At 63.0% G+C, this 24,710-nt stretch carries 21 protein-coding genes and 2 pseudogenes; 10 read left to right on the top strand and 13 right to left on the bottom strand.

Going from position 1 to position 24,710, the window contains the following annotated elements; all coding sequences use genetic code 11:
• Window positions 1-682: glutathione S-transferase family protein (locus A1351_RS19685; RefSeq protein WP_064033731.1), on the top strand; the 682-nt coding region annotated here is incomplete at its 5' end.
• Window positions 683-931: 249 nt separating this feature from the next.
• On the opposite strand, the gene A1351_RS26290 is transcribed toward A1351_RS19685, so the two are convergent.
• The 3 genes and pseudogenes from A1351_RS26290 to A1351_RS19675 form a co-directional block, all read right to left on the bottom strand.
• The gene (locus tag A1351_RS26290; protein ID WP_371441512.1) at window positions 932-1,102 is read right to left on the bottom strand and encodes a helix-turn-helix domain-containing protein; all 171 of its coding nucleotides are present in this window, start codon (window positions 1,100-1,102) and stop codon (window positions 932-934) included.
• Window positions 1,103-1,221: 119 nt separating this feature from the next.
• Window positions 1,222-1,395, bottom strand: a pseudogene (locus A1351_RS26285) (DUF1612 domain-containing protein); the annotation flags it as partial.
• A 535-nt stretch (window positions 1,396-1,930) separates the two neighbouring features.
• On the bottom strand, window positions 1,931-2,356 hold the full coding sequence (locus tag A1351_RS19675; protein ID WP_256388652.1) for a transposase family protein: 426 nt from the start codon (window positions 2,354-2,356) through the stop codon (window positions 1,931-1,933).
• A 56-nt stretch (window positions 2,357-2,412) separates the two neighbouring features.
• On the opposite strand from A1351_RS19675, the gene A1351_RS24140 reads away from it, so the two are divergent.
• Together A1351_RS24140 and A1351_RS19665 are read left to right on the top strand one after the other, a co-directional pair.
• Entirely contained in the window at window positions 2,413-3,039 is a 627-nt protein-coding gene (locus A1351_RS24140) for a transposase (protein ID WP_198162456.1), read from the top strand.
• A 139-nt stretch (window positions 3,040-3,178) separates the two neighbouring features.
• The gene (locus A1351_RS19665) at window positions 3,179-5,299 is read left to right on the top strand and encodes a bifunctional diguanylate cyclase/phosphodiesterase (protein WP_245291688.1); all 2,121 of its coding nucleotides are present in this window, start codon (window positions 3,179-3,181) and stop codon (window positions 5,297-5,299) included.
• A gap of 267 nt (window positions 5,300-5,566) precedes the next feature.
• Here the strand turns inward: A1351_RS19665 and A1351_RS19655 are convergent, their stop codons facing one another.
• Window positions 5,567-6,589: an ABC transporter substrate-binding protein gene (locus tag A1351_RS19655; RefSeq protein WP_036310352.1), complete on the bottom strand. Its 1,023-nt coding sequence runs from the start codon at window positions 6,587-6,589 to the stop codon at window positions 5,567-5,569.
• A gap of 92 nt (window positions 6,590-6,681) precedes the next feature.
• Here A1351_RS19655 and A1351_RS19650 point away from each other — a divergent pair, with 92 nt between their 5' ends.
• The 4 genes and pseudogenes from A1351_RS19650 to A1351_RS26280 form a co-directional block, all read left to right on the top strand.
• Entirely contained in the window at window positions 6,682-9,099 is a 2,418-nt protein-coding gene (locus tag A1351_RS19650) for a hypothetical protein (protein WP_024882147.1), read from the top strand.
• Window positions 9,096-9,839, top strand: coding sequence for an ABC transporter permease (locus A1351_RS19645; RefSeq protein ID WP_024882148.1), 744 nt, complete (start codon window positions 9,096-9,098; stop codon window positions 9,837-9,839). The genes A1351_RS19650 and A1351_RS19645 overlap by 4 nt, the downstream gene beginning before the upstream one ends.
• Window positions 9,827-10,588, top strand: a complete 762-nt coding sequence (locus tag A1351_RS19640) for an ABC transporter ATP-binding protein (protein ID WP_064033727.1) — start codon at window positions 9,827-9,829, stop codon at window positions 10,586-10,588. Before A1351_RS19645 ends, A1351_RS19640 begins: the two co-directional genes overlap by 13 nt.
• Window positions 10,589-10,748: 160 nt before the next feature.
• Window positions 10,749-10,979, top strand: a pseudogene (locus tag A1351_RS26280) (IS6 family transposase); the annotation flags it as partial.
• A 343-nt stretch (window positions 10,980-11,322) separates the two neighbouring features.
• Here A1351_RS26280 and A1351_RS19630 read toward each other — a convergent pair.
• From A1351_RS19630 to A1351_RS19615, 4 genes are all read right to left on the bottom strand, one after another.
• Window positions 11,323-12,729: an ABC transporter ATP-binding protein gene (locus tag A1351_RS19630; protein ID WP_024882150.1), complete on the bottom strand. Its 1,407-nt coding sequence runs from the start codon at window positions 12,727-12,729 to the stop codon at window positions 11,323-11,325.
• Window positions 12,726-14,018: an ABC transporter permease gene (locus A1351_RS19625; RefSeq protein ID WP_024882151.1), complete on the bottom strand. Its 1,293-nt coding sequence runs from the start codon at window positions 14,016-14,018 to the stop codon at window positions 12,726-12,728. The genes A1351_RS19630 and A1351_RS19625 overlap by 4 nt, the downstream gene beginning before the upstream one ends.
• Window positions 14,019-14,041: 23 nt before the next feature.
• Complete coding sequence (locus A1351_RS19620) at window positions 14,042-15,712, bottom strand: hypothetical protein (RefSeq protein ID WP_026598306.1); 1,671 nt, start codon at window positions 15,710-15,712, stop codon at window positions 14,042-14,044.
• 611 nt (window positions 15,713-16,323) lie between these two features.
• The gene (locus A1351_RS19615; RefSeq protein WP_024882153.1) at window positions 16,324-17,184 is read right to left on the bottom strand and encodes a LysR substrate-binding domain-containing protein; all 861 of its coding nucleotides are present in this window, start codon (window positions 17,182-17,184) and stop codon (window positions 16,324-16,326) included.
• 189 nt (window positions 17,185-17,373) lie between these two features.
• On the opposite strand from A1351_RS19615, the gene A1351_RS19610 reads away from it, so the two are divergent.
• Window positions 17,374-18,891 carry an MFS transporter gene (locus A1351_RS19610; RefSeq protein WP_024882154.1) on the top strand — a complete coding sequence of 506 codons (1,518 nt, stop codon included), beginning with the start codon at window positions 17,374-17,376 and terminating at the stop codon, window positions 18,889-18,891.
• 39 nt (window positions 18,892-18,930) lie between these two features.
• Here A1351_RS19610 and A1351_RS19605 read toward each other — a convergent pair whose 3' ends face one another.
• On the bottom strand, window positions 18,931-19,809 hold the full coding sequence (locus A1351_RS19605) for a LysR family transcriptional regulator (RefSeq protein ID WP_024882155.1): 879 nt from the start codon (window positions 19,807-19,809) through the stop codon (window positions 18,931-18,933).
• Between the two features lie 101 nt (window positions 19,810-19,910).
• On the opposite strand from A1351_RS19605, the gene gstA reads away from it, so the two are divergent.
• Window positions 19,911-20,528: a glutathione transferase GstA gene (gene gstA / locus A1351_RS19600; RefSeq protein WP_024882156.1), complete on the top strand. Its 618-nt coding sequence runs from the start codon at window positions 19,911-19,913 to the stop codon at window positions 20,526-20,528.
• A gap of 132 nt (window positions 20,529-20,660) precedes the next feature.
• Here the strand turns inward: gstA and A1351_RS24135 are convergent, their stop codons facing one another.
• The 3 genes from A1351_RS24135 to A1351_RS19585 are packed head-to-tail and all read right to left on the bottom strand — an operon-like array spanning window position 20,661 to window position 23,912.
• Entirely contained in the window at window positions 20,661-21,815 is a 1,155-nt protein-coding gene (locus A1351_RS24135; RefSeq protein ID WP_083967426.1) for an SRPBCC domain-containing protein, read from the bottom strand.
• Window positions 21,812-23,524: an MFS transporter gene (locus A1351_RS19590; protein ID WP_245267492.1), complete on the bottom strand. Its 1,713-nt coding sequence runs from the start codon at window positions 23,522-23,524 to the stop codon at window positions 21,812-21,814. The genes A1351_RS24135 and A1351_RS19590 overlap by 4 nt, the downstream gene beginning before the upstream one ends.
• A gap of 40 nt (window positions 23,525-23,564) precedes the next feature.
• Entirely contained in the window at window positions 23,565-23,912 is a 348-nt protein-coding gene (locus tag A1351_RS19585; RefSeq protein ID WP_026598302.1) for a helix-turn-helix transcriptional regulator, read from the bottom strand.
• Between the two features lie 154 nt (window positions 23,913-24,066).
• Between A1351_RS19585 and A1351_RS24915 the strand changes: the two genes are divergently transcribed.
• Entirely contained in the window at window positions 24,067-24,426 is a 360-nt protein-coding gene (locus A1351_RS24915) for a hypothetical protein (RefSeq protein ID WP_157096392.1), read from the top strand.
• 55 nt (window positions 24,427-24,481) lie between these two features.
• Here A1351_RS24915 and A1351_RS25505 read toward each other — a convergent pair.
• Window positions 24,482-24,710: hypothetical protein (locus A1351_RS25505; RefSeq protein WP_198162455.1), on the bottom strand; the 229-nt coding region annotated here is incomplete at its 5' end.

Below are 24,710 nucleotides of genomic sequence, written 5' to 3'. Positions count from 1 at the left end.
TCCCGACACTGTGAATGGCATGCAATGGCTGCATCAGCTCTACACATTGTCCGAGCCGGACTGCAGCTCGCGCGTAACCGTTCCGGTGCTCTGGGACAAGGACAGCCGCAAGATCGTTTCCAATGAATCCTCGGAGATTCTGCGGATGTTCAACAGCGCCTTCGATCACATAGGCGCGGCGGAAGGCGACTATTATCCGGCCGAGCTGCGCAGCGAGATCGACGCCGTCAACGAGCGCGTTTACGCCGGCCTCAACAACGGCGTCTACCGCGCCGGCTTCGCCGCGACGCAGGCGGCCTATGAGGCCGCCGTCGCGGATGTCTTCGAGACGCTGGACTGGCTCGAGCAGCGCCTCGAGACCCGCAGCTTCCTGGTCGGCGAACAATTGACCGGAGCCGATATCCGGCTGTTTACGACACTGGTGCGATTCGATGTGGTCTATTACGGTCACTTCAAGTGCAATTTGCGGGCGCTCGTCGATTATCCCGCTCTCTGGCGCTACACGAGGGCGCTCTACCAGCACCCGGCAATCCGCCCGACCGTCGATTTCGGTCACATCAAGGGTCATTACTACGGCAGCCATCCCTGGCTGAATCCGAGTGGGATTGTTCCAATCGGCCCACGACGCGATTTCGATGCTCCGGTCGAGCCTCGCCATCATCATCAGGAAGTAGTCTCGTAACCGGCCTCGACGCCTCTCTCTCCAACGTTTCGAGATACTCCGTTCGCTCGGTTCGTCGCGCGATCATAAAATCGGAAGTCGGCTCTTCGCCCACCGTGCGGGATCTGGCTTGAACAAGCACCCGGTTTTGCCCCCGCGGAGCGCAAAAATTCAACGGTTTAGAACGCCAATCAACGTCGAATCCCATCGGCGATTCATACATGCCAACCATCACACATGACTCCTGATGATGGCCATCCCTTCATACTTTCATATAACAGCCCAAGCCCTGTATCGCCTTCGTCCAGTCAACTCGCGAAGGTTCGACGAGAGTTCGCCGATCATCGTGGTCGCGGCTTGCTGCGACATTCGGAGTTCTTTGGCGACGAAAGGGACGGTGACGACCGGCGACGCCAGACACAGGTCGACAAACCGCGGCAGCCTCGAATTCGTTCTGCGGTCTTTGCATTTTCTGAGTAGAAGCTCGCGCGCGACGAATCCGCCTTTGCCATGAGTTCGACCGCGTGTGTGAACACCATGAGTCGCGATCCATAATCACTTTGCCGGCTCGTCCGAAATTTGGCGTTACGAAATCCCGCATGCAGCGCTGAGAGATGATGCCGCGTTTTTCCCCGGCGCTGTAGCAAGGCTGCGGCGAGCAAGGGCCAGAGCCATGCGCTGTGCTGTAAAGGCTCGATCTCTTCCCAAGCGTCGAGCGCCACGCCTGCGGCCATCAAGGGCGGAAGATTGCTCGCCGTGCCGAGGCGCTCGCGCCACTCGGCGAGGCGGCCTCCTCGTCCCAATCCTCATCGTAAACCAAACCAGAGTCGTCCCGTTTCCGCTGGGCCGGCTCGATGCGCTCTGCCAAACGCGACGTTCGCGCCAATAGTTCGTCGATCTCGTCGAATTCCTCTGTCGAGGATCGCTCCACGGTCTCGAGCTCATGCTCCGCCGCGTCTGGGCGCGCGACCCGGCCGCGGTCGCCTCGAGGAGAATACCGTGTGGTCGCGACACGCCACGCAGACTAGCAAGTCCCTCGATCGTCAGCGGCCAACCCGGTTCGCGATCGGCGATGCGGCGCACGAGCAGAACGGCATGAGCCCGCACGAGCCGGTATGTCGCAGTATGCGCGTCCGTCCCGGCGTCATGAAGGATGAGATCCTCGAGCGGAACGAATTCGCCCGCGCGCCACAGAGCGGCTGTCGCGTTGCCTTTAACTCCGCGAATCCTGCGTTAGGAGCAACTGAATTGCCTTTAACGGGGTCATCCTCACTTTCCGTGCTGCCGACTTGCTGGGGCGGCCGGTCTCAGGATCGTGTCGTCACTCGTTGGAAGGCCGAGGCGCTTCATCAACCGTTCGGCCGGCCGGCCGCGGACGCCGTGTCCGAACAGCCGGATGAGCTCGACGACCCTCTCGGTCTGACGCGCGTAAGGCCTCGCAATATCGGATAGCTGCTCTGAGAATGTTTGGCGGTCACACTCGTCGTTCAGGCAGCGCCAACGGCTCGTATGGAGCTTTACGGTGACCAAAGATCCTTGGACCGGCAAATCCAGAAGGCTCCGGATATATCGGCTATGCCGGCGCGTCGACCGCATGTTGCAGCCAGGACATGCGCCGACTTCCGAAAAAGTGGGTCCTCGCGACCACGGTGCCGGTTCGAAGAGAAAAAACGCCCACCCCGACCTCGGCGCAATATTTTCGTGACTACATTCTGAGCCGTTGGTCGGACGGGTGCCCCCGAGGCCGTCAATTGTTCGAGGAAGTCAAGTCGCGAGGATATTTGGGCAGCTATTCGAATATGCAGCGCGTTCTCGCACGATTGGGACTCACGAAACGTGGCGCACGGTCGTCATCTTCTGTGCTCGCGCCAAAGCTCGCGAAAACGGAGCCAACGACAACAGGGGACGTCCTTGCCGAAACGCCAGCGACGCCTCGTGCTGTTGATCCCGCGACCGGGTGGCTGATCTCCCCGATTGTCGCGGCGGCGCTCCGCATGAAGCCGCGTGGTCAGCTGACGCCGGCTCAGACAACGAAGGCGGCAGCTCTGAAAGACGCTTCACCGGACTTCGTGATTATGCGCGGACTTGCCATGCGCTTTCGCGGCATTCTTCGCAGCAAGAACGTCAAGGGGCTCGAAACTTGGCTGAACGACGCGCAGCGCTGCGGCCTATTCGCAATCCAGCGTTTCGTCCGCACGTTGCGACGCGACATCGAAACCGTCAAGAATGGAGTGACAGAAACCTGGAGCAACGGACAAACAGAGGGACAAATCAATCGGCTGAAAACTCTCAAGCGCTCGATGTATGGCCGCGCAGGTGCCGAACTCCTGCGCGCGCGGATGTCGCCGCTTTCGTCAATCGCCGAGCACGGAAAGTGAGGATGACCCAATTCTTGTCATCGCCGCGCAGCGAAGAGCCTCCGAGCGGCGATAGTAGTTTATCGCCTACAACTATAGATATACTCTAGCGCCGTCGTCGTGTGACGGAGTTGTTGTTTCCATGAAAGATAAGTAACGTGTGCTCGACGAGCGCCTTTCGATTCCGCCACGAGGATTCGCCGGACAAATGACGGTTTTGGAAGGGGGCGGTCGAATTGGCGGAGGACGAATGACGTACGAAGAGCGGGCGCAGGTCGCCGATCCCAGAGCGCTCGATCCGGCGGTCCTGAGCGAACAGGTTCGGGTCCTTTATGGAAGCACGGCGGTATTGCCCGTCAATCTGCTCAATGCCGTCCTCACCGCCTGGGTAGCGCAGAGTTTGTATCCGAGATGGGTTTTGCTTCTCTGGGTGGGTTCGCTGACCGTCATCGTCTCCTTGCGGCTCTACAATTCATGGCTCTACAAGAGCGAGCCGCAGCCGGACGACGCCGCGCGCCGCTGGGCGCTGCGCTTCACTGCCGGGGCTACGGCGACGGGTTGCCTATGGGGGCTGTCCGCATCAATCCTCCTGCTCACCGACGATCCATCTTTTCACGTCTTCATCGCCTTCGTGCTGGGCGGCATGATCGCGGGCTCCGTGACGATCGACGCAGCGTTTCTGCCGGCTATGCTCGGCTTTGGGGCGCCGACGGCCATGCCGGCCATTTTGGCTTTTTTCGCCCGGCCGGAGCCGACGTCCGGCACGATGGGCCTCATGTCCGCGGCTTTTGTCATGGCGCTTCTGCTATTGGGCGTGCGCGCCAATCGTTGGATAGTATCGTTGGCGCGACGCGAGCTGGCGCAGGCCGCGCTCGCCGCCGACCTCGAAAAGCAGATCGAGGTTCGTGAAAAGGCCGAGCAGGAAATGGCGCGCGCGATGCGCACCGATCTCCTATCGGGCCTGCCCAATCGCGAGACCTTCAAGGAATGGGTGACGGAAGCGTTTCGTGGAGGCGAAAAAGACGGCGCGTCATTCGCTGTTCTGTATCTCGATCTGGATCGCTTCAAGGAAGTGAACGAGACGCTCGGTCATTCGTTCGGAGACGAGTTGCTACGGGCCGCCGCGGAGCGAATCGGCCAGGCTATACGTAATACAGCCTCGATCGCGCGCATCGGCGGAGACGAATTCGGGATTTTCATGAAGGACTCCGCGCGGCGAGAGGCGGTCGATGAGGTCGCGGAAAAAATAATCCGTTCTGTGGCGGCGCCGTTCACGATAATGGGAAAGCAAGTCCACGTCTCAGTGAGCATCGGTGTTTCGATATTCGGAGCGACTATCGTCGCGCCAGAAGAATTGCTGAGGCGCGCCGATCTCGCGCTCTATGAAGCAAAGTCTGCGGGATATAATCAGCGCCGCTTCTATTCGGAGGCGCACGACCGCGCTGTGCGTGAGCGCGTGACCCTGTTCGAGGAGCTCAACTCGGCGCTCGAAAGGGAGGAGTTCGAACTCCATTATCAGCCGGAGGTCGAGTGGCCGTCCGGACGGATCATCGGCGTTGAGGCGCTGCTCAGATGGAATCATCCCAGTCGCGGGCTGCTGGGACCGGGAGCTTTCATACCGCTCGCCGAACGGACGGGCCTCATCACGCCGATCGGCGCATGGGCGCTCGCGAATGTTTGTCGCCAGGCCCGACTCTGGCGCGATCTCGGAATCTGTCCGCCGATCGTCGGCGTCAATGTCTCGGCCGCCCAGCTCTTCACTGCGTCGCGATTTGAGTCCGATCTCGCACGTGAGCTCGACATGTGTGATCTCGATCCGAGCTCGATCGAGATCGAGCTGACAGAATCGGTTCTCATGCAATCCTCCCGCGGAGAGACGACGGCAATCGATCGAATTCGCGCCTTGGGCGTTCGCATCGCGATCGACGATTTCGGCACCGGGTACTCTTCGCTCGAATATCTGCTCACCTATCGCGTGAACCGAATCAAGATCGCACAGCAATTTGTGCGCGGACTGCCGCACGATCCGGGCAGCGCGACCATCGTTCGCGCCACGATCGGCCTCGTGCAAGAGTTCGGATGTGAAATGCTCGCCGAGGGCGTCGAAACCGTCGGGCAACTGGATTTCCTGGTTCAGGCGGGATGTCAGAGCGTTCAAGGTTTCTACTTCAGTCGTCCTGTGCCTGCCGAGGAGGTTACGGAACTGTTGCGACGAGGCGTCATCTCTCCCGAAGATCGAGCGTCGAACCACGCCGAAATGGTTCTGGTACAAACGGCATGAGCGGGACATAATCCTTCGGAGGGAGTTCGCTACCTGATCCTCAGGAATTGCCAGTTCCCTTCGTGCGGCCATCCCCAAAATTTGCTCCCCAAGGCCAGACGTAACGCGGTCGCCGGAACAGGCTTCGATCCGGCCACGTTTTGAAGAGGCGCAACGGCTGGCCGCCGCGGACGGCGCCGAAGGTGTCATCGATATCGAGCGTGATGTGCGCCGAATCGATGCGCAGGCGCGGAAACGGAGTCCGATCGTTCGCGATGGGACTTCGGCTCACTTCTTCAACGATTTCTCGCTCGTGGTCTTGTCGAAGAAGCTCGAATCGAAGAGGCCGTCGACGCTCGGCGCCTTGTCCGCCACGCCCAGCTTCACCTGATAGGCGAGAAGCGCTTCGGTCGATTCTATGATCGATTTCGGATCGACCACGAAATGAACGGCTGGCGAGGATAGCGATTTTCGAATGGTCGCGCCGTCGACGATGCCCTTGGACAGCGCCGCTTCGACATGGGGCGCGGCGCGATCGGGATTTTTCTGCAGTTCCTCCACAGCGCGGACGAGCCCGTCGACCAGCGCTTGCGTCTGCTGCGGGTGCTTCTCGAGAAAATCCTTCGAGACCGCCGCCACCGTGCCCGGTTGACCCGGAAACAGCTCCGAGCCTCCGGCGATCAGCGCGATCTCTGGATTGGCTTTCTGCACGATCGTGAGCGTCGGCTCGCGGACCGTCGCGGCCTCCACGGCGTTCGCGAGCAGCGCTTGTTGCGTCGCGTCTATGCCGATGGAGATGATCTCGACGTCCGAGGGATCGGTATGCGTCGCCTCGCGGAGCCAATATTGGAGATTGGCCGCCGGCACCGAGCCGGGCGGCTGGGTGGCGATTCTGGCCGGGCGGCCATTGGCGGCGCGGAATGCCTTGAAAGCCGCCGCCGGCGCGACGCCTTTTTTGAAGAACGTTTTGAGCTTGGGGCCGCCGACGAGCACATTCTCATCGACGGCGAGGGCCGCCACGACGCGCAGGTCGATGCCTTTCGCTCGTCCCGCGGCGGCAGGCGCGACGCCTCCGATATAAATGTCGATGCCGCCGCTCGCCGCCGCCTGAACGATATTGGGGCCGCTCTCGAAGACCTTGGTCTGCAGATCGAGTCCGCTCTCGCGGAGCCAGCCTTCCTTCTCCGCCACGAACAGGGGGGCCGCGCCGATGACGGGGATGACCCCGACGCGCGCGGTCACCGTTTCGGCCGCGGTGCAACTGGCATGGAAGGCGAGGGCGATGGCCATCGCGACGAGCTTCTTCGACACTGATTTTCCTCCGTCTCGAATTGTGACGGCGTGAGTTTGCGTCAGTATGATGATTTAGTCTATGGTCGATACAGAACAAAAGGAGCGTCGGATTGTCTGATGAGAAGGATCGGGTGCGGACCCAGCCATCGGGATCGCGACCCTCGGCGCCGGTCGCGCCGGAAGGGCTCCATGAGAAGATGAAGCGAGCGCCGTTCGCCGGCCGGCTCGCTTGCAGTTTCGATGAGGCGGAGGCCGGATCCTGGCGGGAAATCCTTCTGGACTATGAAGTGGGCGCGAGCGGCGTCGCCGATGGCGCGACCTTCAAGGTCACGTTCAAATTTTATTCGGACTGGGCGCTGTTTCAGACGGTCGATCCGAAAGGCGCCGATTATCTCAGCGTCGAATATCAGGCCGGCCCGCTGGCGCCCGGACAATCGCCGGCGAGCGTGCAGCATCTTTCGGTCCGCTTCGATCAAAAAGGACATGAGCGGCCTTATCAGAAGGCCGTGATCGTTGATGTGATCGACGGCTATCTCAACATGGGCGACCATATCGTCATCCGACTGGGCGATCGCCGGGCCGGCGGACCCGGCACGCGGGTCCAGACCTTCGTCGATGATGATTTTCGCTTTCGCGCCTATGTCGACCCGCTCGGCACGTCGCGTTATGTCGCCGTGCCGGGCGACGTCTCGCTGCGCATCGTCGCCGGCGCGCCGGCGCGGTTGTCGTTGGTCGGCCCGCGTTTCGCGCGTCCGGGCGCTCGCGCGGCATTCCGGCTCTCGGCGCTCGATCGCTGGGGGAATATCGTCAGCGATTTTCCCGGCCGCATTCGTCTTTCGATTCTCGCGGGCGCCGACACGATCGCCTCCCGCGCGCTCGTCTTTCCAGAAAAGGGCTGGGCGAGCGTCGCAATAGAGGATGTTCCGACCGATCGCGGAGATGTGACGCTGGCCGCCGAGCCGGAGGCGCACGCGATTCCCACGGCTCGGGCCTATCTCTCGGTCTTCGCGGACGCGCCGGCGCCGCGCGGCTTCTACGCCGATCTGCATGTTCATGCACATGACACGGTCGGCACCAACAGCCCCTCCTATAACGCCGCCTTCGCGCGCAATGTCGGCGGCGTCGACGTGTTCGGCTACACGGCCAATGATTTTCAGATCACCGACGCCAATTGGCATGACGGCGTCGCCGCCGTGAACGCGCTCGACGCGCCCGGGCGCTTCGTGACCTATCCGGTGCAGGAATGGTGTGGAAGCTCGACGGCGGGAGGCGATCACAAGGTGATCTTCCTCGGCGAGGACGAGCCAGATTTTCCGTATGACGCGCAAGGGCGGCACAATCGCACCCTGTCCTGGAATGAGGACATGAAGTCTCCGAAGGTCGAGCTCGGCCGCTGGCCGGTGAACGAGCTGTGGGACGCTTATGGCCATTCGCCGGAGACCCATCTCGTCGTGCCGCATGTCGGCGGGCGGCGCTATATCGCCGATTGGCACCACCCCGAGCTCGAGCGGCTCGTCGAGATCGCTTCGGCCTGGGGGCATTTCCCCTGGCTCTATCAGGACGTGATCGCCCGCGGCTATCGGCTCGGAGTCTGCGCGAACAGCGACGAGCATCGCGGCCGGCCGGGCGGCGGCGCGCCCGGCGTACAAGTGTTCGGCGTGCGCGGCGGGCTGACCGGCGTTTTCGCCGAAAGCCTCGACCGCGTCACGATCGGCCGCGCCTTGCGCGCGCGTCATAGTTTCGCGACGACCGGCGAACATCTCGCGCTCATCGTCCGGTGCGGCGATCGCCTCCAAGGCGACGCCTTCGAGCATCAAGGGCCGGCCGAGATCGACTATCGCTTCCTCGGCGACGCCGGCTTCGACGAGATCGCCGCCTTCGACCATGAGGGGCTGCTCTGGCGCCGAAATCTCCATACCGAGCTGGGCTTCTCGCGCAAGCGTGTGCGGCTGCGCTGGGGCGGCGCGCGAATAAAGGATCGCTATCGCTGGGCGAGCTGGAACGGCCGTCTGCGCGTGCAGGGCGCCGTCGTGCGCGGCTTCGCGAGCGTCGGCTTCGAACATGACGAGGAGAGCGCCTGGCGCTCCGGGGCGACAGACATCGCTTTTCGCTCGGAGACCTATGGCGACTCCGACGCGCTGGAGCTCGAACTCGATGAGCTTTCCGCCGCGCGCTTTCTCGTCGAGGGAACGATCGGCGGCTTCGTGAAGGTCGGCGATCCCCGCTTTCCGGCGCCTTTCGTTCATGCGCCGGAGTTTCGCTTCGAGGCGACGGGCCGGGAGTTGCTCGAGAAGGGCGAACTGCGATGGGAACTCGGCGGGGCCGAGCTGTTCCTTGCTTTCGAGCGTCTCGCCGACGCGCCGCTTCCACGCGACATCGCGGGACGCTTCACGCTCGACCCGCGCAACGGCCCGTTCGGATTCCGCCCGATCTATCTGTTCGGCCGTCAGCGCGACGACGCGAAAGTGTGGTCGTCGGCGCTATTCATCGCCTTCGGCGACGCGCCGAACGCAGGAGAGGCGAAGTGAGACGGCGCCTCGCCTCCGTGCTGGGCCTCGCGCTATTCCTCGGCGCCTGGGAGCTGGTTCCGCTGTTCACGCCGGGAGCGCGCGCGCTTCTGCCCGTGCCCAGCCAATTGCCCGGCGCCTTCTGGCGCGAGCTGCAGAATGGCGTCTGGCTCGCCTGCGTCGGCGCGAGCCTCTCGCATTATCTCGCTGGGCTGCTCGTCGGCGTGACGCTCGGCGTCGCGGCGGGCGTGGCGGCCGGCGCGCATCCGCCGCTCGAATGGGCGACGGCATGGATTACGCGCATTCTTCGTCCCATCCCCGGACTCGCCTGGATTCCTTTCGCCATTCTCTGGTTCGGCGTCGAGGAGAAGGCGGCGATGTTCATCATCGCCGTCGGCGTGTTCTGGATCGTCTATTTCTCGGCTCATGGCGCCATTCGCAATGTCGATCGCGATCTCATCGAGGTGGCGGCCGCATTCGGCTTCAGAACCAGCTGGGAAAAGCTGGTGAAGGTGCAGTTTCCGGCGAGCCTGCCCGGCATTCTCGTCGGCGTGCGCACCTCGCTCGGCCAGGCCTGGATGGCCGTGGTCGCGGCCGAATTGTTCGGGGTCGCCGGCCTCGGGCAGCGCATGAATCAGGCCTCCAGCCTGCTCGCCACCGATATCGTCGTCGTCTACATGCTGACCATGGCGGCGCTCTATGGCCTGATCGACATGGCCTTCATCTTCGCGCAATCGAGGCTTCTCACATGGAAGGCGTAACGCCGCCGCCGTCGCCGCCGCTCATCGAGATCGAGGAGCTGGCGCTCGGCTATGAGCACGACGGCGCTCATGTCGCTGTGCTGGAACGGCTCGATCTTTCCATCGCGCGTGGGGAATTCATCGCGATTCTCGGCGCCTCTGGCGTTGGCAAATCGACCTTGCTGCGCGTTCTCATCGGCCTCGCGGCGCCTTCAGCCGGCGTGCTGCGTTTCGACTCGCGATCCGATTGCGCGATGGCGCTGGTGTTCCAGGATGCGCGATTGCTTCCCTGGCGGCGCGTCGAGGCCAATGTGGCGCTCGGCCTCGAGAAGACGAAGCTCTCCAAAGAGCAACGCCGCGTCCGCGCGGTGGAAGCATTGCGCGGCGTCGGTCTCAAGGGTTTTGGCGAGCGCTTTCCGCATCAGCTCTCCGGCGGACAGAGGCAGCGCGTCGCCCTGGCGCGTGCGCTCGCGGTGCGGCCGGACGTGCTGCTGATGGACGAGCCTTTCTCCGCGCTCGACACGCCGACGCGGCAACGCCTGCAGGATGATCTGCTCATGCTCTGGCGTGAGACCGGCAAGACGATCCTCTTCGTGACGCACGACATAGACGAAGCCGTCTATCTCGCCGATCGCGTGATCGCGCTCGGCGGGAAGCCGGGCGAGGTTCGAGCCTCCGTCACGATCGACGTCGCGCGTCCGCGACGACGCGGTGATACGCGCCTTCGCGACATCGCCTCGCTCGTCGAGTCGAAGCTGCGCAGCGATTGACGGTTGTGTCGCAAATTTTATCTGCGGAGGTGACGCAGGCGTGTGAGAGTGACGCGGCTCACGCTGCGAGGGCATAGAACGGCAGCGCTGGGTTCTGGTGCAAACGGCGTGAGCGGGACATAATCCGTGAGAGCGGAACCGGACGCTGGGGTAATGGTTGATGCTGAGTGCGGACGAACTTTTCAAAGGCCGCCATTTCGACCGCGAGATCATCGTTCTGTGCGTGCGCTGATATCTGCGATACAAGCTCAGCTTTCGCGATCTCGTGGAAATAATGGCCGAACGCGGCTTGTCTTTGGCTCACACGACCATCATGCGCTGGGTTCAGCGTTACGTTCCCGAATTCGATAAGCGGTGGAACCGCTTCGCGCGCCGGGTCGGCGGATCGTGGGCCGCGATCGTCATCGCTGGCGTCCAACTCGTGCATCGCATCAGGAAGGGTCAATTTGCGCTGAGCAAAATTTGGAGTGGTTGGGACAACCGCGCCCGAAATATGGCGTGCGGCGCTCGCGGCCTAATCCCAACGAATGTCGGCCCCCATCGCACGGCGAGCGGCAAAAAATTGCACCGCAACCCTTCGGCGAAGCCTATCCTCTCTTCGGCCTCGCCATGGCAGGACTATGACGCCCTTTTCATTGAGCAGCTCGACCTGCTGCTGAAGCTCCGCGACGAGATCCATGTCACATGGAAAGGACACTTCCGGCCGCCGCTGACGGGCCAGGGCGTTACCGCGCTCAATGCGGCGGCATCCAGATCCACAAGGGCGGAGCGCCTGGAAAGCGAACGTCGCGGAGAATTGTCTCATCCGCGACATCCTTCGGCTTGAGATAGACGAAATAATTATCGCTTCGTTGAAACAGCTCGTCCTTCGGCGTGCTTTCCGGGCTGACGAGCATGTCGTTGGTGAAGCGGACATGCATGTAATGCGGCAATAGCTCGGTGAACGTCTCGACGCGCGTTTCCAGCATGAAACGATAGAGCTGCCGGCCCGTTACCTTCAAAACCGCTGCCGTCGCATCGGCGACCGGCGAGAGCGTCGTCTCCTGCCATCCCGTTCCCACCTGAATGAACGCGCGCACGCTCGGCGACATGACATAGATCGGCGGCTCCCGCTTTATGTTCTCCAGATAGACCGTCACTTCAAAGCGATCGCCGCCGAGGCTGGCGATCGAGGCGATATCGCTTCTCAAGGTCGACGTCGCCAATTCTTCGAGCGCCGCGAGACGCGTGCGGTGCGCCTCGATCTCGAATTGCTGATATCGCGCAATGCCTGCATTCGAGAGGAGAGCGACTCCGAAGAATAGGGCGGCGACGAGGCCCCCGCGTCCAACCATCCTCCAGAGATTTGCGCCGAGACGTTGCAAGGCCCGCGCGCCTTCGAAGACCGCGGTCGCCGGCGGCTCGTGTTTCGCTGGCGCAGGCAGAATGATCGGGCGAATAGGACGTGGAGCCTCCGCGCACCGTGCATCGATGGGCGCAAGAACGCCCTGCCGCATTTCCAGGGTGCGGTCCGCCAGCGCCGCGAGATCCCGATTGTGCGTGACCATTACCATGCCGAAGCCTTCTTCGGCCCTGAGCGCCTCGAGCAGCGCGATGATCTCCTCTTCCGTCTCTTCGTCGAGATCACTCGTCGGCTCATCCGCGAGAAGCAGTCGCGGCGCGTTGACGAGCGCGCGCGCTATGGCGACGCGCCGCTGCTCGCCGCCGGACATTTGACAGGGAAAAGCGGAGGCGCGTCGCGCCAAGCCGATACGCGTCAGCAAATCATGCGCCCGCGCGTAAATCTCTTCCGGCGCGCTTTCGCCGCCGAGCAAAGCCGGAAGCGCGACATTATCGACTGCGCGAAGATTAGAGAGCATGCTCGAGAATTGGAAGATGAAGCCGATCTCTTTGCGGCGAATGTCTGCGAGCCTCTTCTCAGAAAGCTCCCAAACGCGCTCCCCGGCGATGGCTATGTCGCCGCTCGTCGGCTTCGTAAGCGCGCCGATCATAGCGAGCAAGGTCGACTTTCCAGATCCCGACCGACCAACGATCGAAATGAGCTCACCCGCCCGAACCATTAGATCAACGTCCGATACGGCGTCTATGCATCGGTCGCCATCCTGGTAGGATTTGTTCAGATGAGTGGCGCGGAGAATCATTGGGCGCCGTCCATTTGGATCATCTGCGCGGGCTCGAGGCGTATCGCCCGTCGTCCTGGGAAAAGCGCGCCGACGACGCCCAGCGCGAGCCCGAAGACAAGGCAGACAACGCCGGCTACGACGAAGAATTCGTCCGGAGGTCCATCGAGAGGAACGCCGAGCGACTCGAAATAAAAGCCCATCGATCGCGCGGCGAAGAAGATCAGCAAGGCCCCGAAGGCGACGCCCGCGACGCCGCCTGCTCCCGTGATGAGAACGGATTCGAGTAGCGTGATGGCGATGATTTGGCCCGGACGCGCGCCCATGGCGCGCAACATTCCGATTTCGCGGTAGCGCTCTTGCACGATCGCCGAGAAGAGCAGTGTGACGACAAAGAGCAGCGCCAAGATCAGTAGCGCGGCGAAGGCGCCGACGCCCCAAAGCAGGCTGCCGAGCGACTGCCGAGCAGTCGTGAAAATCGGATTGCCGGAAACGACCTTGATCCCGGGAATTTGTCCGATCGCAAAGCGCGCCTGCTCCAGCGACGCTCCCGCAGAGAGCTGTAGCAGATAGGCGGACATTTTGTCCGGCGCGAGATCGGGAAGGCATGTGGCTGGAGACGCCGAGTGATGAGCGTGAAGGGGCTCGCGATGATGAAGCTCTTCGGCGTCGGGAGCTCGCGCGACCGCGGCTCGGGGCGCAGCTGCGATCAGCCCATCCAATCCGGCAAAAGTCAAAAAATAGGACTCGTCGACAGGCCCGACGCCTGTGTGGCGCAATCTGCCGACGACGGTAAGCGTTCGGCCACAGATCGAAATCGTTTCGCCGGGCTTTTGTGGAACCCGTTCGCCGACCAGCAATTCTTCGGCGCCGAGCGAGCTCCGGAGGCCCTGTGGAAGCCATGGCTCGATCGTGAAATCGCGGCGCGGATCATAAGCGATGAGGCTGATCGACCTGCCCTCCACGCCGGCGCGCACCAGACGCTGCGGCGCTGCAACGACGACCCCGGGAGCGCGGCGGAGGGCTTCTCCGAGCGATTCGTCGAGCTCCAGCTCTGTTGGCTGAACGGTGAGGAGTGTGCTGGTGAGATTGATCAGCGCACCGTGCGGCACAATGACCAGATCGGCGCCCATGCGGGAGAAGCTCGTTAGAACGCCATTGTGCAGTGACCAGCCGAGCACCGCCCCAGCGAAGCCGACCCCGACCGCGATCATGATCGCGAGACCAAGAAAAAGGCTTCGGAGCAGCCGCCGTCCGACATTTTGCGCGGCAAGCCGAAGCAGCAGATGCACGCTGGATAGAAAGGACATTGCACACTCGCGAACGTCGCTAGTCAGACCGTGGTGCAGCGGCTGTGGATCAGCTCTCGATTGTTGCGTGGAACGATCACGCAATCATGGTGTCCGCCGAAATTCGGAATATAGCCGACCGGCTCCAATGTATCTTGCGTAAAGATGAACGTGCCGCCTTCGAGCCGCTGGAAGCCGCTGAAGATCGCCAGCACATATTTGCCGTCATAGGTGACATGCATCGTTTGCGTGTCGACGCCGACATTTTCGAAGCGCTTGATCGTGGTCCAGCTATTGGTGTCGACGACGACGATGGCGCTTTTCGCCGGCTTCTGGTGCAGCTCGGATACGAACATCTTCGATCCGTCCATCGAATAGGTGATATGGAACGGGCTCGGCGTCGAACCAATCCAATGCGGATCCTTGAAGTCTCCGATACGCTTCCATTTACGTGGGTCGCGATCTTCGCAATCGAACACGCCCATGCTGTTCTGCCGCGTGTTGTTGGTCAGGGTGAACCATTTGCCTTGCGGACCGAAGCCGCACTCATGGCCGGATGTGACAACATGATCGAGCGTGATCTCCCAAATGCCGTCGGCGATCTTCGTCACCGCGATCGCGTCCTTCGTCGTTCCCTCTGGCGAGGAAATGCAGGCGAGAGGCTCCATTGTCGTGCGGTCGAAAACGACGCCGACGGCGAACATGCGTAACGTGACCAGTGACAGCGGATGGATCGGGTGGTGGACGCAATTGTCGGCGCCGGTCAGAGACTTCACACCGTCCCCGGGAAGCTGGCCGGTGTAGGCGAGATATTCGCCCATCGGCACCATTTCCCAATCGAGCTTGTTGCCTTTCGTGCCCCGGCAATCATAGAGACCTGTCTCCGGCGCCTTGACGAGGCGGAAAATACGAATCTTGCCGCCCTTGAACCAATTATCCTCCAGAAGACCGTTGGGTTCGTTGCCGATCCAGTCGAATCGAAATGCATCGATCACCTCGGTCTTGCCGTTTCCGGTGGCGCGCTTGAAGAAAGCGACGACGTCCTTCTGGCCGTCAGATACGGAGAAGCCTGTGGCGTCCGGGAAAATCACCGTATGCACGCCGAGGCCGACGCCCGTGGTTTCGGCGATGTTCTCGAGCAAATTCATCTGCCGGCCGTCGAAGCCGACACGGTAGATCTGATTGCCCTGCCCCCACAACGGATCGAGCATGCCATGTTCGCGAATCTGCGTGGGAATGCCGTAGATCAGCACGTTTTGGCCGCCCTGCGTCGAATTGATGAATTCGAAACCCTTTCGTGGGTCCGCCGAAGGAAAGGCCGCGAGATGATGCGCGATTGGACAGCTGTCGCCATAATTCCAATATTCGATCCACGCCATCGTCTTGCCGCTGGCGAGATCCTGAGCTTGAGCGCCGCCGCCGAGCTTTGTCGGCGTGAGCCACACATAATCCCCCAGGGTGGCGAGGCGTGAAGCATTGGCTTCTGCTGCCGCGGCGGAAGGAACGAGAGGATCGGCGCCTCCCAGGAGTTTAGAAAGAAGTCCAGCCGCATCGGCGGAGCGTGCGCCGAGAATGGTTCCGACAATGCCAGTGGTCGCCGCGCGCAATAGATTGCGACGGTCTATGTGGGCCACATCACCGATCCGCCTCACATGAGGGGCGTTCGAGCCGGAAGAAGCATGAATGCGGGAGCAATCTTCTTCGTCAGCCGACATCGTACCCTCCTTCGCCATATGGTAGAGAAGCGCGCTGCCGCAGCTTTTTGCTCGATTTCGGAATCCGCGGGTGAGACGCGTGTCATGGCTCAGCTCCAGCCAAGGGAGCTGCCGATGATCGCGCATTCAATTCGGGCGGTTAGAGCCGAACATGCTGCCCTCGGGCCAGTCGTCAAGGAGCGTCGCACTTTTTTCGGTTCAAAAGCGCATGACCACATCCGATTATCGAGCGCAGGCTCAGCTTAGGATTCGCGTGGACGAGAAGTGATGTGCGTGGGCTGGTTCTGGGGTGCGAGCAGGCAAACTGCACCCGAAATCTGGAGCGCAGTGCTGACTGCCTGACCTTCATGAAACGCCAGCCCTTCGCGTGGCCATCCGCAAAACTTGCACCGCAACCGCACGTCTAAAGTTCCCTGCTGTCCGACGGCTACGCCGTGATCGAGGAGGCGGAACGATCCATCGCGACCGCCGACGCGGGGCGAGTATTGGACGGGCCTGACCTTCACCGTCGTCGATCAGCTCGCGCCAGAACAGGCCTCAGCGACGTCATGAGGGAGCCGACGACACCGTCCGACATACGTAGCCGGCTGCGGGCGTTTGTCCCACGCCCGCTATCCGGCCATCGCGCGGTGCTCCCGAAAGGCCGCAGCCAATGTCCGAAGCGCGGCACGCGATTTGGGATCGGTGAGCGTCGAGTGCAGCACGATCTCCGACGAAGGCAGGCGCGGCAGCCTGAGGCGTTCGCCAATTTCGATGGCACCGGGCGGAGCTAGGCGACAGGAAAAGATGGCCATTGCGAATCCGGCGGAGACGGCCGCCGCCACTGCCGACGAGCCGCCACCGAGGAACACTTCCGTCCAGGCGATGCCAGCCTCGTCGAGGGCGCGGGTCGCAATATCGCGCACGCCACAGGAAGGCGACAAAGCCGCCAATCGCAGAGGTTCGCCCTGCCGATACTCGAAATTCGGCGCGGCGAACCATCCGAAATGTTCGGGGCCGAGGACCTCGCCATCACGCCGGTCGTCTTCGCGACGAATGATACAGGCGTCCAGTTCTCCGCGATCGAAGGCGTCGAGCAGCGTGCGCGAATTCTCCAGGCGGACTTCGATGCGCAGGCCCGGATCATGCGCGTTGAGTTGCGCCAGAAGGGTCGGAAGCTCCGGTCCGGCCACATGTGCGGCGATGCCGAGCCCGAAGCGGCGCGGGGTCGTGGACGCGAGCGCCGACAGCGCGGCTTCGTGCGCGGCAAGAAAGTCGCGAGCCCGGTCGAGAAAGAGGGCGCCATGCGCGGAGAGCCGGACGTGGCGCGGCGTGCGCTCGATCAGCCTTTGGCCAATCCGCTCTTCCAGGCGACGCAGCTTGACGCTGATCGCGCCTTGCGTGGAGCCGAGGGCCTCGGCTGCTCGCGTGAAACTTTGCAGGTCAGCGACGGCCACGAAAGCCTGTACCGACTCGACATCGAGGGATGCCATTTCAATCATCCAGATTTGTTGTCTCTAAAATACTCAGTCATACCATTCTTATATCGTCAAGTTTCGCCTACGATCAGGTTCATCAACAACAGTCGCTCGCAGGACTGCCGTGGCGCCCCGGCCTTAGCCGCTGTGGGTGAACGGCCGCGCGCGGGACGCCGAGCGATCTCGCGCTTGAAAGGCCTGATCATGTCTTTTACTTCCTCGCGGCAAGGCAACCTTGCCTTGGCCGCCATCTGCTTGTCGGCTTTGATGTTCGGCTTCGAAATATCAAGCGTTCCGGCGATCCTGCCGACGCTGGAGAAAGTTCTTCACGCCGACTTCCAGCAGCTCCAGTGGACGATGAATGCCTACACCATCGCCGTGGCGACGGTTCTCATGGCTGCGGGCACACTGGCGGATCGCTTCGGGCGCAAGCGTCTCCTCATCGTCGCCATTGTTGCGTTCGGCGGCACGTCCCTCCTGTGCGGCCTTGCCCCCGACATGACAATCCTCATCGTCGGGCGCGCGCTCCAAGGCGCGAGCGGCGGCGCCATGCTGATTTGTGGGATCGCAGTGCTCTCGCATCAGTTCAGCACGGCAGCCGATCGCGCCCGGGCTTTCGGCTGGTGGGGCATCGTTACCGGGTTCGGTCTCGGCTTCGGTCCGGTGATCGGCAGCGGGATCGCAGCCTTGATGGGCTGGGCCTGGGTGTTTCTGGTCCACGGTTTCATCGCCGTGCTGACCGTCATCCTGGCTTGGCGCGGTGTTCGGGAATCGAAGGATCCAGCCGCTCGGCGCCTGGATCTCGGCGGCATCGCGACCCTGTCACTGGCCGTCTTTTGCGTCGCCTACGTCATCACTCAGGGCAGCGAGCTCGGTTTCACCAGCCCGATCGCGCTGGCGATAGTGGCTACAGCCGCCCTCAGCCTCATCGCTTTCGTCATTGTCGAGCAGATCACGCCGCACCCGATGTTCGATTTCTCGGTGTTTCGAATCCGACCCTTTTCCGGAGCGCTGTTCGGCTCGATAGGCATGAATTTTAGCTTCTGGCCGTTCATGATCTATCTGCCGATCTGGTTTCAGGCGGGGCTCGGACTCGATGGGCTGACCGCCGGCTTGGCGCTGCTCACCTACACCCTGCCGACGCTCGTTGTGCCGCCATTCGCCGAACGCCTTTCGCTGCGCCTTGGCTCTGGCGTCGTCATCCCGGCGGGACTGTTCGTGATCGGTCTCGGCTTTTTCATCATGAAGATCGGAGCAGGCGGTGGTTCGCTGGCCTTGGCGACGACATTGGTCGGCGCGTTGCTGGCCGGGATTGGCCTCGGGGCGACCAATACGCCGGTCACCAACACCACGACCGGATCCGTGTCGAGCGACAGAGCCGGCATGGCGTCCGGCATCGACATGAGCGCCCGGATGATCTCGCTCGCCATCAACATCGCGCTGATGGGCTTCGTCTTGCTCGGGGGCGTCCAGACGCGCCTGAGTGCGGCTTCAGGATCGTTCGACGCCACGCAACTCCGGCACGTCGCCGAACAGATCGCGGCCGGAAATGTCTCCGCTCTAGATCAAGCCGCCCTGGGAGCGTCGAAGGTGATCGGTCCTGCCGCACTGGCCGGCGGCTTTGGAGACGTGATGCTCTACGGCGCCATCGGCGTCTGGGTGCTGGCCGCACTCAGCTTCTTCACCTTCGGGAGGAGGAGAGATGTCGATGGCGCGTCATGAGGTCGGAGCCCGTCAGCCCGCCGGTCCTTGCGTCCTGCGCTATGCCAATGTCGGCGCGGTCGAGCGACGAGCGACCTCGACGAACAGGTTTCCGGCCCGCGACAACGGGCGCGCGGACGAAGCGACGAGCCCGAACTCGCGATGCAGCGGTGAAGTGAGTTTCGAAACCCGGAAGCCGCGTTGCTGTTCCGGCAGGGTGGATTCCGGCACAAGGCTGACACCCGCGCCCTCCCGCACCAGGGCAATCGCGCTCGACCAGTCGCGCACCTCAATCTGCACGTTCTGGAGCGTCAATCCTTCCGCGTCGGCAAGCGAGCGGGCGTTCGTATGGCACCCGCCGGTGGCGAGAACGAAGGGCGCGGCTGCCAGTTCGGCCAACGAGACCGAATTACGCCGTGACAGGGGATGCGCCGCCGGCAGGATCGGAACCCAGGCATCTCGTCCGAGCGGAACGGCATTTCTGGCCGGAGATGGGTTGAGGACGACCCCGAGGTCGATTGATCCCGCCGCGAGCCAGGCCTCCACTTCCATGTCGTCGGTTTCGAGCGGCACGAGGTCGATGCCCGGATGGAGCGTGCGAAAACGCCGAAGCAAGGGCGGAAGGACCGTGGCGAAGACGCTCGGGAACCCCGCCAGGCGGATGGCCCCGGTCTCCTCGCCGATCAGCGCCATTGCCTCCCTTTCGATTGCCTCCAGATGCGAAAAGGCTGTTCGCGCATGGTCGAGCGCGCGCTCTCCGAAGGCGGTCAACGCGACGCCCCGTGGCTGGCGGACGAGCAGTTTCACTCCCAGGCTCTCTTCGAGCGCGGCTAAGGCTTGGCTCATCCCCGATTGGGTGACGCCGAGCTTGTCCGCGGCTGCGGTGAAGCCGCCGGCCTCGGCGACGGCGATCAGGCTCTGGAGTTGGGTCAGGTTCATAGTAGGTGAACTTATACCAAGAAAATGTGCCAGTAATTTTTATTATATTACAAGGCCTGCCAATGTGGGCGGCGATCTATCCCCTCCGCGAGGCCCCGACGATGAAGCTCTATTTCGCCCCCGACACCTGTTCGCTCTCGCCGCACATCGTGCTTCAGGAACTCGGACTGCCCTACCAACTCGTCCGCGTGAACAACCGGACGAAACGCACATCCACGGGAGAGGACTTTCTCGCCATCAATCCGAAAGGCTATGTCGCGGCACTCGAACTCGATACCGGCGAGGTTTTGACCGAAGGACCGGCCATCGTTCAGTATTTGGCCGACCTGAAACCGGAGGCGGGATTGGCTCCAGCCGCCGGTACACTGGCGCGGGTTCGGCTCCAGGAATGGCTCAACTTCATCACCAGCGAGGTCCATGCCGGATCGAGCCCGCTGTTCAATCGAGCCTTGCCGGAGGAGGCGCTGGTGATCTTCCGGGACCGGCTGTTCCGGCGCCTCGACTTCATCGAGGTGAACCTCGCACCTCGGGATTATCTGGTGGGCGACGGCTTCACGGTCGCCGACGCCTATCTCTTCACCGTGCTCGGCTGGATGAAGGGGTTTTCGATCGATCTCGACCGTTGGCCGGCGATTGCGCTCTACATGCAGCGGATCGACGCGCGGGCGTCCGTCCGCGCTGCTTTGGCAAGGGAGGCAGAGATTCCTCCGGTCGAATGACGCGCAAGTTCGACTTCGACCCGTTGATAGGAAGCCAATCGGCTGACGCGACGCGCAACAGAGAAGCTTGAGGGAGCGTCATCGCGTCGTTACTTTCCCGGCGCGGTGTCGAGCCGATTCACAGGCAAACTCTCAAGTCTCCCCGCGCTTCAGGCGCGCCAGATACTCCTCGCGCGTCATGGACCTTGATCCCGCCTCCTCGCGCCGAACCCGATCCCGGCCCGGGAGGGCGTCACGGAGGACGTCCAGATTCTTCCAGGGCGCCATTTCGTCCCCGCGCGGCTCGCCCGGCACGAAGGGGGATGTTTCCGCGCGCTGATAGCGATGCACATAGCGCGGGCAGTTCACGAAGGCCTCATAGACCTTCACCACCAGCAAAAGCTCCGCGCCGGGAAATGCTGCGAGCTCCGCCTCGTCGCGCACGAGGCGCGCGGCGCCGTGGATGCGCAGCCGGTGCGGCTGCTCGAAATCGATGAACAGCAGTCCGACCTTCGCATTGGCGGCGACATTGCCCGCGGAGAGATACATGCCGTTGCCATCGTAGCTCGGCAATGCGAGGGTCTGGTCGTCGAGCACGCGCACGAAGCCCGGCGCCCCGCCCTTGTAGGAACAGGTCGGAAAGCCGCGATGGTCGACGGTGGCGAGGAACACCATGTCCCGCCCGGCGATGAAGGCCTTGTGCTCGGTCGTCAGCGTGCTCGTCACCATCATCTTGCGCAAGGTGTTGGCCAACGGCCGGCTGTCGAAGGCGTCCTGCAGCAAGCGGTGCGACTCGCCATAGAGCTCGGCGATCGCCCCGAGCGACGGGCGAAAGGCGGGCTCGTCCGGCGGCGGAACGAGCGACCAGACGAGCCGGTCGAGGCAGATCGTCCACAATATGCGGTGCGTCGCGGCTGCTTCCTCCCCCCGGAGCTCGCCGTGGGTGAGCGTCAGCTCGCAAGCGTCGGCGCCCAGAGGGCGCAGATCGACGTCGACCCGCGTCGGCGGCCCGCAAAGGCCGGCTGCGGCCCCCTCATATTCCCAGCTCGAGGAGATCCGCCGCTCTGGCGCGACGTCGATGTAACGGCCGCAGAGTCGATAGCGCGTTCCATCTGGATCGAGGCCCTCCAGCCGGTAGACGCCGCCCGGACGCGGGTCTATGACCGCCTCCCGCAGCGCCCCGGCTCCCGGAATCAGCCAGCGGACCAGCCATTTCGGGTCCGTCCAGGCGGTAAATATCTGTCTCGCCGGCGCGTTGATGCGGCGGACCAGGACGAGCGAGACCGAACGACCCGCGGCGCTGGTCATGGCACGCGCTCCAACGTCACGCGGTCCAGGGCGCGGCCGCGCGTCTCGGGCAGGAACAGTCCTCCGACAACGAGCGCGACCAGCAGGACGCCGGCTGCGTACCACAGACCCGCATAGAGATCGCCCGTGGCGGTGAAGGCGGCGAATGAGATCGCCGGGAGGAAGCCGCCGAACCAGCCGCCGATATTGTAGGACATCGCGAAGGCCGTGGTGCGGATGCGGGTCGGGAACATCTCCACCATCCAGGCCGAGAGCGGGGCGGACGCCATCGCGACGAAGACGCTGAGGGCGGCCATGAGCGCGATCAGCATCGACACATTGGTCAACTCCGGCGCGGCGCGGGCAGGATATCCCGCATCGGCCAATGCAGCCGCGAGGGCGACGTCGAAGGCCTTGGCCTGCTGCGTGAAGACCGCCCGGTCGAGCCCGACGCCCTCGAAGGCGGGAACCACCGCGGCGCCGATCTCCACCTCTGCGACGCGGCCCGGTGACGCGGCGCGATTGGCGTAGGGCACGCCGAGCTTGGCGACGGCGCGCCGGGCGATGTCGCAGGGGCTGCGGAACTCGGCGAGGCCGAACGGATCGAACTGGCGGCTGCACGTCGCCGGATCGGCCGCCACCGTCACCGGATGCGTGGTCATCGCCGCCGCGAGGCGCGGATGCGCATAGTGGGTGACGCCGAGGAACACCGGATAGGCGGCGAGCGCCGTACCGATGAAGCCGGCGAGCACTACCGGCTTGCGGCCGACTCGGTCCGAAAGCCAGCCCGCCAGGATCATTGCGCCGATGAAGACCACGCTGTAGCCGAGGATGGTGTAGTGCAGCAGGAAGGGATCGATCTTCAGGTTCAACGCCAGGAGGTAGATCGGATAGGAGCCGGTCGCGATCGCGACCGACTGGCCAGCGGCGGCGCCGAACAGGACGAGCAGCGCCACGCGCAGATGGTCCCAGCGGCCGAACGCCTCGCGTAGCGGCGTCCGCGAGCCGCCGCCCGACCGCTTCATGGCCAGGAACACCGGAGATTCCTGTAGGCGCAACCGGATATAGACCGAGACCAGCATGAGCACGGCGGAAAGTAGGAATGGAATGCGCCAGCCCCAGGCCTCGAACGCCGTCTTTCCGAGCGCCAGCTCGCAGGCGAGCACGACCAGGATCGCCAGAGCCAGGCCGCTCGCCGCGGTGACAGCGATCGCGCTGGTGGCGAAGCCGCGCCGGTGGGCGGGGGCATATTCGGCGATAAAGGTGACTGCGCCGCCGAACTCGCCGCCATAGGCGAGGCCCTGCAGGATGCGCAGCGCCATGAACAGCAGCGGAGAGGCGACCCCTATGGCCGCGTAGCTCGGCAGCAAGCCGATGAGCACGGTCGACAGGCCCATGATCAGGATGGTGAGCAGAAAGGTGAATTTGCGCCCGGCGCGGTCGCCGAGGGGGCCGAACACCAGCCCGCCGAATGGGCGGGCGACATAGGTCACGGCGGCGGAGAGCAAGGTGAAGATATAGGCATAGGCGGGATCGAGCCCGGAGAAGAACTCGGCGGCGACGATCGCGGCCATCGGCCCGTAGAGCACGAGGTCATAAGCTTCGAAGATGGCTCCGAGAGAGGAGGCCACCACCACCCGGCGCAGGCCGCCGGGATCGGCCGCCTGGTCGGCGGCGGGCGTGGGCACGGACGTTGTAGCCCGTTCGCTCGAGAGGGCATTCTGGGTCAAGCGCTTCCTCCATCTTGTTTCTACCGGTAGGCGCCGGACTCTAACGGCCCGTGTCCTCCGCCTTCATCTGAGCGACCACGGCGTCCAGGGCGTCGAGCCGCTCGCTCCAGAAGCGTTCATGCGCATCGAGCCAGTTCCGGGCGGCGTCGAGACCACGGCGGTCGAGGCTGCACATCTGATGACGGCCCTGCTTGCGTCGGATGACGAGACCCGCCTGTTCCAACACCTTCAAGTGGTTGGAGACAGCGACGAAGGAGATCGGAAACGAGGGAACGATTTCTCCAATGCTGCGCTCGTGTTCGGTCAGCATACGCAGGATCGCCCTGCGGTGCGGGTCGGCCAGAGCGTGAAAGACCGTGTCGAGCGTCGCCTCAGAACATTTAATCATTTCATTAAATATCATCGCCCGCGACGTCGGTTGTCAAGATGGAGTGCGGACATAAAGGCCCACGCCTCTGCGGAAGAACGAAGGCGCCACCAAGACGCATTGGCGCAAGGCCGCCGATCATCTCCGGCCGACGCTCCCAAGGCTCGCCGCCTTCATGGACAACGCCGAATGCGACGCGCTCGCCTATTCGCGCGAAATCGCCAGCATTAAAGGCACGTCGAAGCGTTTCTCGACCGGATCGTCGAGTCTGGTCCGCGACGAAATCCAGACTGGCACGACCAGCGGTCGCGTTTGGCAGCGTGACTGCACTCTGCCAAACGCGACGTTCGCGCCAGTAGTTCGTCGATTTCGTCGAACTCCCCGACGAGGATCGCTCCACGGTCTCGAGCTCATCCACCGCCGCGTCTTCGTCCTCGAGGGCGCCCGCGCCAGCAGCAGTCGCCGTGAGGAGAATGCCGTGAGGTCGCGACACGCGCCCCGCAGACTAGCGAAGGGCTTGCAGGCGCTCGAATGAAACAGAGCCTGGGAGATAAAATCTCATTTTAATTCCGTGTAAATCAAGACACATATCAAGTTATATCGAATTTAACTTGAGCGATAGAAGATCCTTTTTCTCTTTCGTCGGCCGGATCGAAATGCGTCGCCGCGGCCGCAGAAAGCAAGCCTCGGAACGGCTCCAGAGGCGAGCTTTCGGCCCGCAGATCGGCGAAATGGGCTGTTTTTCGGGCCTTTCTTCTGCTCACCACTATGTCGCGGCGGCGAACTTCGGCCCTCGGATGCGGTTTCAAACGACCGATT

This window comes from Methylosinus sp. R-45379, assembly GCF_001644125.1.
Lineage (GTDB): Bacteria > Pseudomonadota > Alphaproteobacteria > Rhizobiales > Beijerinckiaceae > Methylosinus.
The sequence above is the reverse complement of the archived record's forward strand: the minus strand, read 5'-3'. Positions and strand labels throughout refer to the sequence as shown.

Excerpts from the sequence above, each read along its gene's own strand:
- gstA (WP_024882156.1), top strand. The coding sequence starts at position 19,911 with ATGAAGCTCTATTTCGCCCCCGACACCTGTTCGCTCTCGCCGCACATC.
- A1351_RS19640 (WP_064033727.1), top strand. The coding sequence starts at position 9,827 with ATGGAAGGCGTAACGCCGCCGCCGTCGCCGCCGCTCATCGAGATCGAG.
- A1351_RS19630 (WP_024882150.1), bottom strand. The coding sequence starts at position 12,729 with ATGATTCTCCGCGCCACTCATCTGAACAAATCCTACCAGGATGGCGAC.
- A1351_RS19585 (WP_026598302.1), bottom strand. The coding sequence starts at position 23,912 with ATGATTAAATGTTCTGAGGCGACGCTCGACACGGTCTTTCACGCTCTG.
- A1351_RS24915 (WP_157096392.1), top strand. The coding sequence starts at position 24,067 with ATGGACAACGCCGAATGCGACGCGCTCGCCTATTCGCGCGAAATCGCC.
- A1351_RS19605 (WP_024882155.1), bottom strand. The coding sequence starts at position 19,809 with ATGAACCTGACCCAACTCCAGAGCCTGATCGCCGTCGCCGAGGCCGGC.
- A1351_RS19625 (WP_024882151.1), bottom strand. The coding sequence starts at position 14,018 with ATGTCCTTTCTATCCAGCGTGCATCTGCTGCTTCGGCTTGCCGCGCAA.
- A1351_RS24135 (WP_083967426.1), bottom strand. The coding sequence starts at position 21,815 with ATGACCAGCGCCGCGGGTCGTTCGGTCTCGCTCGTCCTGGTCCGCCGC.
- A1351_RS19620 (WP_026598306.1), bottom strand. The coding sequence starts at position 15,712 with ATGTCGGCTGACGAAGAAGATTGCTCCCGCATTCATGCTTCTTCCGGC.
- A1351_RS19615 (WP_024882153.1), bottom strand. The coding sequence starts at position 17,184 with ATGGCATCCCTCGATGTCGAGTCGGTACAGGCTTTCGTGGCCGTCGCT.
- A1351_RS19610 (WP_024882154.1), top strand. The coding sequence starts at position 17,374 with ATGTCTTTTACTTCCTCGCGGCAAGGCAACCTTGCCTTGGCCGCCATC.